The organism is Micromonospora sp. URMC 107, assembly GCF_051386315.1.
GTDB lineage: Bacteria > Actinomycetota > Actinomycetes > Mycobacteriales > Micromonosporaceae > Micromonospora.
On sequence record NZ_JBPQTK010000178.1, the window covers coordinates 1 to 9422 of the forward strand.

General features: G+C 72.3%; 11 protein-coding genes, 1 tRNA gene and 1 other RNA gene. 7 read left to right on the forward strand and 6 right to left on the reverse strand.

Annotated features, from left to right (window positions below; translation table 11 throughout):
• Both ACSNN9_RS26205 and ffs read right to left on the reverse strand, forming a co-directional pair.
• Positions 1-1258: DNA polymerase III subunit gamma and tau (locus tag ACSNN9_RS26205; protein WP_436675882.1), on the reverse strand; the 1258-nt coding region annotated here is incomplete at its 3' end.
• 107 nt (positions 1259-1365) lie between these two features.
• Positions 1366-1455: signal recognition particle sRNA small type (gene ffs, locus ACSNN9_RS26210), an RNA gene on the reverse strand.
• 82 nt (positions 1456-1537) lie between these two features.
• Between ffs and ACSNN9_RS26215 the strand changes: the two genes are divergently transcribed.
• Positions 1538-1622 (forward strand) — tRNA-Ser (locus ACSNN9_RS26215).
• A gap of 151 nt (positions 1623-1773) precedes the next feature.
• Here ACSNN9_RS26215 and ACSNN9_RS26220 read toward each other — a convergent pair.
• On the reverse strand, positions 1774-2634 hold the full coding sequence (locus tag ACSNN9_RS26220; RefSeq protein ID WP_436675883.1) for a hypothetical protein: 861 nt from the start codon (positions 2632-2634) through the stop codon (positions 1774-1776).
• Positions 2631-3680: a hypothetical protein gene (locus ACSNN9_RS26225; protein WP_436675884.1), complete on the reverse strand. Its 1050-nt coding sequence runs from the start codon at positions 3678-3680 to the stop codon at positions 2631-2633. The genes ACSNN9_RS26220 and ACSNN9_RS26225 overlap by 4 nt, the downstream gene beginning before the upstream one ends.
• Positions 3681-3941: 261 nt before the next feature.
• Between ACSNN9_RS26225 and ACSNN9_RS26230 the strand changes: the two genes are divergently transcribed.
• Positions 3942-4742, forward strand: coding sequence for a sulfite exporter TauE/SafE family protein (locus tag ACSNN9_RS26230; RefSeq protein ID WP_436675885.1), 801 nt, complete (start codon positions 3942-3944; stop codon positions 4740-4742).
• A 76-nt stretch (positions 4743-4818) separates the two neighbouring features.
• Here ACSNN9_RS26230 and ACSNN9_RS26235 read toward each other — a convergent pair whose 3' ends face one another.
• The gene (locus tag ACSNN9_RS26235; RefSeq protein WP_436675887.1) at positions 4819-5067 is read right to left on the reverse strand and encodes a flavin reductase; all 249 of its coding nucleotides are present in this window, start codon (positions 5065-5067) and stop codon (positions 4819-4821) included.
• A gap of 761 nt (positions 5068-5828) precedes the next feature.
• Here ACSNN9_RS26235 and ACSNN9_RS26240 point away from each other — a divergent pair.
• From ACSNN9_RS26240 to ACSNN9_RS26255, 4 genes are all read left to right on the forward strand, one after another.
• Complete coding sequence (locus ACSNN9_RS26240; protein WP_436675889.1) at positions 5829-6596, forward strand: helix-turn-helix domain-containing protein; 768 nt, start codon at positions 5829-5831, stop codon at positions 6594-6596.
• Positions 6587-6778 (forward strand): DUF397 domain-containing protein, encoded by a 192-nt coding sequence (locus ACSNN9_RS26245; RefSeq protein WP_436675891.1) that lies wholly within the window; start codon positions 6587-6589, stop codon positions 6776-6778. Before ACSNN9_RS26240 ends, ACSNN9_RS26245 begins: the two co-directional genes overlap by 10 nt.
• Positions 6779-6935: 157 nt before the next feature.
• Entirely contained in the window at positions 6936-7550 is a 615-nt protein-coding gene (locus tag ACSNN9_RS26250) for a hypothetical protein (RefSeq protein ID WP_436675893.1), read from the forward strand.
• Between the two features lie 32 nt (positions 7551-7582).
• Positions 7583-8077, forward strand: a complete 495-nt coding sequence (locus ACSNN9_RS26255; RefSeq protein ID WP_436675895.1) for a hypothetical protein — start codon at positions 7583-7585, stop codon at positions 8075-8077.
• Here ACSNN9_RS26255 and ACSNN9_RS26260 read toward each other — a convergent pair whose 3' ends face one another.
• Positions 8078-8653, reverse strand: coding sequence for a kinase (locus ACSNN9_RS26260; protein ID WP_436675897.1), 576 nt, complete (start codon positions 8651-8653; stop codon positions 8078-8080).
• A gap of 182 nt (positions 8654-8835) precedes the next feature.
• Here ACSNN9_RS26260 and ACSNN9_RS26265 point away from each other — a divergent pair, with 182 nt between their 5' ends.
• On the forward strand, positions 8836-9387 hold the full coding sequence (locus ACSNN9_RS26265) for a DUF5872 domain-containing protein (RefSeq protein ID WP_436675899.1): 552 nt from the start codon (positions 8836-8838) through the stop codon (positions 9385-9387).
• The last annotated feature ends 35 nt before the right edge of the window (positions 9388-9422 follow it).

Here is a 9422-nt window from a genome sequence, read left to right on the forward strand (position 1 = left end):
GGAAGTCGTTGCGGGCCTCCCACGGGTGCGGTTCGAAGGACAGGTGGGCGAACGGCGCGTCGGGGCCGCCCGCGGCGGCCGGCGGCGCGTCGGTGCCGGCGAGGGTGAGCCGCCGCTCCATGCGTTCGAGGCGCTGGAGCAGGCCGCCGGTGCTGTCGTCGGCGCCGGGCAGCAGCATCCGGGCGCAGATCAGCTCCAGCAGCAGCCGGGGCGCGGTGGTGCCGCGCATCTCCACCAGGCCGTTGTGCACGATGTCGGCGCAGCGGGACAACGTCGCCGGGCCGAGCCGCTGGGCCTGGGCGGCCATCCGCTCGATCTGGTCGGCCGGGCCGTCGATCAGGCCCTTGGCGGCGGCGTCCGGCACCTGCTGGAGCACGATCAGGTCGCGCAGCCGCTCCAGCAGGTCGGAGGCGAACCGGCGCGCGTCGTGCCCGGCCTCGGCCACCCGGTCGACGGTCGCGTACGCCGTCGCGCCGTCCCCGGCGGCCAGCGCGTCACACATCTCGTCGATCAGGGCGGCGTCGGTCACGCCGAGCAGGGCGGCGGCCCGGGAGTAGGTGACCCCCTCCGGCCCGGCCCCGGCGATGAGCTGGTCGAGCACGGAGAGGCTGTCCCGGGCGCTGCCGCCGCCCGCGCGCACCACCAGCGGGAAGACCGCCGGCTCGACGGCGACGTTCTCGGCCTCGCAGAGCTGCTCCAGGTAGGGCCGGAGCACCTTCGGCGGGATCAGCCGGAACGGGTAGTGGTGGGTCCGCGACTTGATCGTGCCGAGGACCTTCTCCGGCTCGGTGGTCGCGAAGATGAACTTGACGTACTCCGGCGGCTCCTCGACCAGCTTCAGCAGGGCGTTGAAGCCGGCCGACGAGACCATGTGCGCCTCGTCGATGACGTAGATCTTGAAGCGGCTCTTGGCCGGCGCGAAGATCGCCTTCTCGCGCAGCTCGCGGGCGTCGTCGACGCCGCCGTGGCTGGCCGCGTCGATCTCCAGCACGTCGATCGAGCCGCCGTCGGTGGCCAGCTCGCGGCACGACTCGCACTGCCCGCACGGCTCCGGGGTGGGGCCCTGCTCACAGTTGAGCGAGCGGGCCAGGATCCGGGCGCTGGAGGTCTTGCCGCAGCCCCGTGGGCCGGAGAAGAGGTAGGCGTGGTTGAGCCGCCCGCTGCGCAGCGCCTGCGACAGCGGTTCGGTGACGTGCTCCTGCCCGATGACCTCGGCGAAGGTGCGTGGCCGGTACTTGCGGTAGAGCGCCAGTGCCACTCGTCCCGCCTCCTCTCGACCGAGCCATTCTGCGCCGGTCGGGCGCGGGTGACCACCCACCACCCCGTGACCTGACCCGCAGGGACGTTACCGGGACCCGGAGACAGAAAGGCCTCCCGTGCACCCGGCAGAGCCCGCTTATCCTTGCTGCCTTCCGGCCCTGGGGAGGTTCACGAGATACCGCCGCACGGGAGGTACCGCCAACCCTACCCGACGCCGCGTCGATCTTCAGGGGGTGGTGGGGTGGCCCACCCGTCGGGGACCTGTATCCTCGTCTGCGGAGGATTCGCCTAGAGGCCTAGGGCGCACGCTTGGAAAGCGTGTTGGGTTAACACCCTCACGAGTTCGAATCTCGTATCCTCCGCTCGCTGAGCAGCACGAACGCGAGGGCCGACCCCATCGGGGCCGGCCCTTCGTCGTCGCTACGGTCGGTCTGGCCACAGTTGCCCTGCTCCTGCCCGTACGCCGGGCGGCAGGCCACGAAGCCTCGACCCGCTCGCTGGCGGATGAGCGGTTCAGCGCTGGCTGGTAACGCATGTCCGTGGCGGCGGCTCGCCGGTGTACCGCAGCTCGCCGCAGTATCGAAGGGTGCGGGAGGAAGACAGGTTCCATTCGTACCGGGCGGACTGGTAGCCCATGAAGGTGGTACGTCCACAGCACCGGTAGTAGCTGGCACCGTTTCTCAGCTCACGCGACTCCACGACCCCGTCGACCTCCATCGTGACCTCCAGGTAGTAGTCGGAGGCTCCGGGCGGGAACGACTCCTCGGTCCGGTACGTGGCGGCGAGATCGGTCGGCAGATCGAGCGTCTGCCCGGCGGCGAGCACATGGGGCTTGGCGTTGCTTCCCTGGGCCATCCGCGAGCTGTCGGCCGTGGGAAGGACCGTGGGATCCGGGCCGCTGTCACGACAGGCCAACTCAACCCAGGGCCCTTGCTCTGCGGTAAGGGAGACCTGCGCGACCGGTATCGCCCTGACGCTGAAGATCAGCACGTCCACGTGGCGCCGCGCGCGCATCGAAAGGACATGGACGGGCTCGCGACCGGTCGCGATGCCGCCATTCTGCTGCACCCACGCCGAGAACTGGCGACAGTCCGCCACGTGCGGCGGCGGACCCACCCGGGCCACGTCCTCGGTGACCTGGAAGGTCAACTCGCGGCTGTAGCGAGTGCCGACGAGCGTGGCGGCGAGGTCGACCGCGGGGGCCGCACCGGCAGGACCGGCCCGTGTCGCGCCGGCGTCCGTGGTGTTGGGCGGCTGTCCTCGATGATCCTCGCCGTAGTCGGGGGGCAGCACCCGGACTGCGGTGAAGGCCAGCACCCCGGACAGGATCCAGATGCTGACGAGCAGGACGAGGCGACGCCGGCTGGCGCTCATATGTCGAAGATGGGTGGGCCAGCACCCTTGGCCGTCCAGCCGCCGGTCAACTTGACGTAGTACCGCTCCTCGTAGTGACGGGCCAGAGCGGTGCTCCGGAAGGACCGGCCGTCGTCGTCGACGGTGAGTGTCCGCTTCTCACCGCCGAGATCGAGGTCCAGCTCGATGACCCACTCGCAGTACGACTGGTCCGTGTGCGCCTGCACGTCGATGGTGAGGGGCTCGTTCTGGGAGAAGGTCAGCGAGTGGCGATCCAGGTATGCCTCACCGAGGGTTCCGCCGTCACGCTTGACGACCCGCGCGACACTGCCGGGCTCGTCCAGGTCGAATCCGATCTCCAGCGGCGCCTCTCCGCCCTGGCTCCCCTGGAACAGGTACGCACCGGCCGGCGGCAGTGTGCGTCGCAGCACCTTGGCCCGCATCTGTGTGACGAACACCGGTTCGGTCCACTGGCCGACTGTGGACACCCGGATCCGGGTCAGCAGCCGGTTCGGATGCTGTCGGGTGCCTCCTACCACCGCGTGGATGCCGCCCTTCAGAGCCTCTGGCACCCCGGTTGTCGGCGGCTGTTCCGGCGTAAGGAGTTGCCGCTTCTGATCGGCGGTCAACTGTTGTGGAAACAACCACGCCACAGCTTCGGTGGAGCGGTGGTAGTAGTAGGCGTTGGCGGAGATAGGCGGCTTCTGTCGGGCTGACGCCCGTCTGGCCTTGTCGACCGCGCGCTCGTCCCGGACCGCCTGCCCCGACGAGGTGAGCCGATTGGCTCCGTCGCTGATGATTGCGCCGATGACGCCACCGATGATCGCGGTGACCGCCGCACCGCCCGCTGCCAGCAGCAGACCTCGTCGGGTGGGACGGGCCGGAGGCTCGTCCGGTTGCTCGTTCGACGAGGATTCCGGTGGGTCCGGAACGGGTGCCCGTGCCGCAACTTCCCGCTGTTCCTTTCCGGCTTCCTCGTCCCGCCCGCTGGCTCGTGGGGGCGGCCCCGTCCCGTCCGGGGTCGTCGGGTTTTCCTGGGAGTTCGGCGACCTGCGTCGACCTGCCATTCGCCGGGTTCTGGGGGGCACGAAATCACCTCTGATTCTCAGACTCGACGAGGCCCCGCATCCTATTAACTGCCCGCTCCCGCCCTGCGAGACGTCGACGGTGGTCAACTTATTACCACGGCTGGTCACGACGTGATCCCCGCCGCACGTCGATCAACCGGCCCGGCCCGCGTCCTACGCTGACAGCCGCAACCGGCAGCGAGACGACCGGACGGCGGCGACCCGCGGGCGACGACCGGCCCGGGGAGAGCGCAGACACGAGTGAACGCAACGCTGACCGTCGCCGAAGGGCTGGCCGTGCTGGCCGCCGGGGTCGCGGCGGGGGCCATCAACGCGGTGGTGGGCTCGGGGACGCTGGTGACCTTCCCGGTCCTGCTCTCCCTCGGCTACCCGCCCGTGGTGGCGAACGTGTCCAACACCGTCGGGCTGGTGCCGGGTTCCTTCTCCGCGGCGTACGCCTATCGCAACGAACTGGCCGGGCACGGTGGCCTGCTGGCCCGCCTGGGCGTCGCCGCCGTGCTCGGCGGGATCACCGGCGGCGTACTGCTGCTGCTCCTGCCGCCCGGCGCGTTCCGGGCCATCGTGCCGGCGCTGATCGTCCTGGCGTTGGTGCTCGTGGTGGTGCAGCCGCGACTGGCGCGGGCGTTGGCCCACCGGCGGCCGGTCGCGGCCGACGCGGGCGCGCCGTCGGCCGGCGGTCGGGCGGTACGGCGCGCCGGGCCGCTGCTGCTGCTCGGCGTCTTCGGCACCGGGGTGTACGGCGGCTACTTCGGCGCCGCCCAGGGAGTGCTGCTGCTGGGGTTGCTCGGGGTGCTCCTCTCCACCGACCTGCGCTGGGTCAACGGGGTGAAGAACGTGCTCGCCGGCCTGGTGAACGGGGTCGCGGCGGTCCTGTTCGTCGCCGTGGGCACGGTGGCGTGGCAGCCGGCGCTGCTGATCGCGGCGGGTTCCGTGGCGGGCGGCCTGGTCGGCGGCCGGTGGGGACGCCGGCTCCCGCCGGTGGCGCTGCGCGCCACGATCGTGGTCGTCGGGCTCGCCGCCCTGGTCAACCTGCTGCTCTGAGCACCGAGCCGGGCAGAGGCTCGCACCCGACGAATCCGGGCGGCGTGGCGACGGGTAGGCGCGGGACGGCAGGTGGTCATCCGCGCGGGCGGACCCAGGAGAGGAAGCGGTCGGCCAGCCGGGCCGGGCTCATGCCGGGGTCGAGCGTGGCGAGCTGTTCGGCGGCCTCGACCTGGAGGGTCGCCAGGTAGACGGTGAGCGCGGCGCGGTCGTGGCGGTACTCGCCGAGCAGCCGCAGCTTCGCCGCCGAGCAGGGCCAGGCGATGCCACACGCCCGGCACCGCCACGTGGGGCGGGCCGGGACGTGCTCACGGCGGCGGCTCACCGCGCCGCCGGTCCCGCCGACCCGGCCCGGTCCTCCGTCCCGACCCGCGAAGTCCTGACCCGCGAAGTCCCGGTCGGGGAAGCACCATCCCGGGAAGCACCATCCCGAGAAGTCCCGGCCGGGGAAGCGCCATCCCGGGAAGCACCATCCCGGGAAGCGCCGGGGGCGACGACCCGGGCCCGGTCGACGCGGATCGAGGCGAAGCGTTCGCGAGGGCGGACGGTGCCGTCGGAGTTCACCTGGTGGCCGCGTACCTCGGCCCAGAGCCGGCCCTCGAACGGGCCGACGCTCAGCACCTCGGTGATGCGCAGCGTCAGCGGGCCCTCGCCGAACCGGTAGGAGTCGTCGGGGACGTGGATGGTCGCCCCGGGGGCCCAGCCCGTCGGTCGGGGCCGGGCGGGGGCGGCAGGCGGGAGCGGATCGTCGCGGTCGTCCGGGAGACGGGACTCGCCCCGATGTACGAGGGCGGGGGCGCGGCGCGTGGGCACGGGCGGGACCTCCTTGGCGGGCTCGGCTGGGCTCACCCCGGCGTGGCGAAGGGCTGAAAGGACGTAGGGCTGGAAAGGACGTGGGGCTGGAGCGGGGGCGCCCCCCCCGCCCTCCCCGCCGGGGCGGCCCCGCGACTGACGCCGACCGCCGGGCTCATACGCCTCCACCGGCCGCGCCGTCTTCGTCACCCCAACTTGCCGCGCGCGTGCAGACAGATACACCCCGTAGCGCTATGGTCGCCAGATATTTGGGACATCCGATGGGAGAAGCCCATGAACGACGCGCTCCGGGTGGCGCTCAGCGACACCGGGCACACGATCGAATCCCTCGCCGAGACCGTCGGCGTCGATCCGAAGACGGTCGGGCGGTGGCTGACCGAGGACCGCATCCCGCACGCCCGGCACCGGTTGGCGGCGGCGGAGGCCCTCCGCCGGGACGTGTCGGACATCTGGCCGGACACTTCAAGACGTCGTGACCCGATCTGGTTTCGTCCGTGGCAGGAGATCGAGCGCGACGCGGTGTCGCTGCGGTCGTACCAATCGATGGTGTTGCCCGGGCTGCTCCAGACCGAGGCGTACGCCCGGGCCGTGCTGACCGGCGGCGGCCTCTTCCCCCGGGGCGACGTCGAGCGGCACCTCGCGGCCCGGCTCGCCCGGCAGGGCATCCTGCGCCAGGACGAACCGCCGCAGTTCACGGCCGTGATCGACGAGGCGGTGCTGCGCCGCCCGGTCGGCGGGCGGGCCACCATGCGCGAGCAGCTCCGGGCCGTCGTCGCCGCCTGCGCCGAGCCGCACGTGCGGGTGCACGTCGTGCCGGCGTCGGTCGGCGCCTACGCGGGCCTGAACGGGCCGTTCGTGATCGCCAGCAGCCACGACCACCGGATCGCCGGCTACCTCGACAACCAACTCCAGGGCCAACTGGTTAGCGAACCGGCGGACATCGCCGCCATGATGGCAGCGTGGGAGAACGTGCGCGGCGAGGCGCTGTCCCACTGGCAGTCGGTCGATCTGATCACGGAAGTGGCGGAGACATGGAGCTGAACGGCGCGCGGTGGCGCAAGAGCAGCCGCAGCAGCGGCAACGGCGGCGACTGCGTCGAGGTCGCCGACAACCTGCCCGGCGTCGTCGCGGTGCGGGACTCGAAGGACCCGGCCGGCCCGGCGCTCTCCTTCCCACCGGCGGCGTGGCGCGCGTTCGTCGGCTCCGTCGCCGATCGCCCCTGACCCACCGACCCCGGACGGCGGAGCGGCCCCGACGGCGGAGGCGCAAGATCGCGGGACGGTGCCGGCGGGGGACGATTCGGTACGGTGCGAGGGCGGCGGAGGCGGGATCCGTCGTACACATGTTCCATCCACAGGCTGTGGACGGCGGAGGGCTCTGATGGGTTACCAGCTCAGCGCGGTCGTCGCGGACGGCGACCTGCTCCGCGAGCGGACCGTCGACCTCGACCACGCGGTCCTCGGCGAGCTGCGTCAGGACTTCGCGCTGCTGCCGGTCACCCCGCAGCTGGTCGAGGAGCTGACCGGAGCGTTGCCCGACTTCTCCGTGGCGGAGCGGTCGCCGGAGGAGCCCTTTCACCTGGCGCTCTCGCCGGTCCTCGCCGAGGTGCTCGCGCGCTGGTCGCGGTCGGGCCCGGTGGCGTACCTGGAGGCGGAGTTCGCCGGCGGCGCCGGCTACCAGTCGGCGATGGTGTGGCTCGGCGGCGAGGTGAGCTGGGGGCCGGGGTTCGACCGCCTCTTCGACGGGCCGCGCGCCCAGTGGCCGCTCAACGCGGCGCTCGCCCGGCTCGGGGTGGAGCCCGGCGTGTGGATCGACCCGTTCGCCGAGCTGGGCCTGCACGTCGAGCGGAGCACCGCCGGGTGGCTGGCGCACGGGCGCCGGCGACTGAGCGCCGACTACTGGGACGAGCTGGCCGAGGAGTGGGAAAGCCGGCAATCTGCGGGCGGGCAGCAACCTGAACGGCCCGGTCCCGTTGGGGACTGGGGGATTCCATGAAATTGCGACAATTTGCCTTTATCTCGACGCTGATGACGGCTGCCTGGGTTTCGGGCAGCGGCGCGCACCCGCCGTCGCCCGAGCTGGACGGCCGGCCCGTCGGGGCCGTCGAGGTGGTCGACCTCAACGGCCTGCGCGACATCGAGTTCGGCGACACCGAGGACGAGCTGACCCGGCGGGGCATCCTGCGCTCCGACGTGGACGCCTGCGGCCCGGCACTCGCCGGGTACGACACCACCAGCCCCATCTTCGTCGACGACCGGTTGGTGCTGCTCTGGCTCGGCGAGGCGACGCGCACCCCGCAGGGAATCACCGCCGGCACGCCGGTCGAGGAGGTCCGCAGCCGCTACCCGTCCGCCCGGGAGCTGGACGCTCCACCGGGGACGTACCGGCTCGACGGGCTGCTCGCCCGGCAGGGCGACCGCGCGTACCTCTTCCTGCACGACGGGCGGGCGGTGAAGAAGATCATCGCCGGGTACGCCGACTGGGCCCAGCGCCTCTTCCACGAGGGCCACAGCCCCTGCTGACTACGGGACCGGCGGTCCTGACCACGGCTGGCCCATGGCGACGACCCGGCTGTCGATCTGCCGGGCGGCGTCCTCCGGGTCGGTCAGGAGGGTGTTGATGGTCAGGTCGGCGTGCCCGATGATCGGGACCTCGTCCCAGCCCTCCGTGTCGCCGGTGCCGCGCTGCCTGACCCGCGCCTCGGCGATCTCCCGGGGACACCAGAGGAAGGCCACGAGCCAGCGCGCGTCGGGGAAGGCGCCGGTGACCGCGTCGATGCCCTCGACCTGGCGCAGGTGGACCACCGGGACATGCGCGGCGAGCCGCGCCGCGAGTTCCGGCCGGTCGATGACGCGGGTGGCACCGTGCCGCCGGCTCTCCCAGACGATCCCGCCCCGCCGCCGGAGTTCCTCGATCTCGCTCGGCGTGGCCGTCCGGTGCCCGTTCGTCCGGTCCGGCCCGGCTTCGAGGCAGGGGAACAGGACGTACCGCTCGTCCAGCACCCCCAGGTAGCGGGTGATGGTGTCCTTCCCCGCCGCCGGTGGGCCGTAGAGGACGACGCCGCGCTTCGTGCTGGCGCTCCCACCCGGGAAGGACATGGTCCGATCCTCTCGACGAGGGCACCCGGCCGGGCCGCCGGAACCTCGGAAGTTACCAGTCGCCCCATGCCCGCCCGAGCGCGCACACGGAGGGCCGACGGCGGGCGGAAGCCGTCGGACGCTCGCGGAAGCGGCCGAAGTCACCGGAAGCATGGGCCGGGGAGTGCCGGGTAACCGCGGGCATGGCGCGGTACACGAAGCCCGAACTCAGGGAGCAGGTCAAGGAAGAGATCAAGGCCTCCGACAAGGGCGGCAGGCCGGGGCAGTGGTCGGCGCGCAAGTCGCAGCTGGTCACCCAGGAGTACAAGAAGCGCGGCGGGGGCTACCTGGGCCCGAAGGACGAGCGGCAGAAGTCCCTGCAGCGCTGGGGCGGCGAGCACTGGCAGACCAAGGAGGGCGACACCCGGGCGCGGCACGGCGACGAGACGAGCCGCTACCTGCCCGAGCAGGCCTGGGAGCAGCTCTCCCCCGAGCAGCGGCGCGCGACCGACGCCAAGAAGCGGAAGGAGTCGAAGTCCGGCAAGCAGTACGTCGCCAACACCGGGCCGGCCAAGCGCGCGCGCCGGAACGCCACGTCGGCCGAGCAGCTGGCGGAGTTGCCGGTCGCCGAGGCGGCCAAGCTCGTCCGTGACCTCGACAAGGGCCAGCTCAAGGCGGCCCTGCGCCGCGAACGCGACGGCAAGGCCCGCAAGACGCTCATCCAGCGCCTGGAGTCGGAACTCTCCCGCCGCTGACGATCATCCGCCCCCGCGCCCCATCTCTCGCGGCG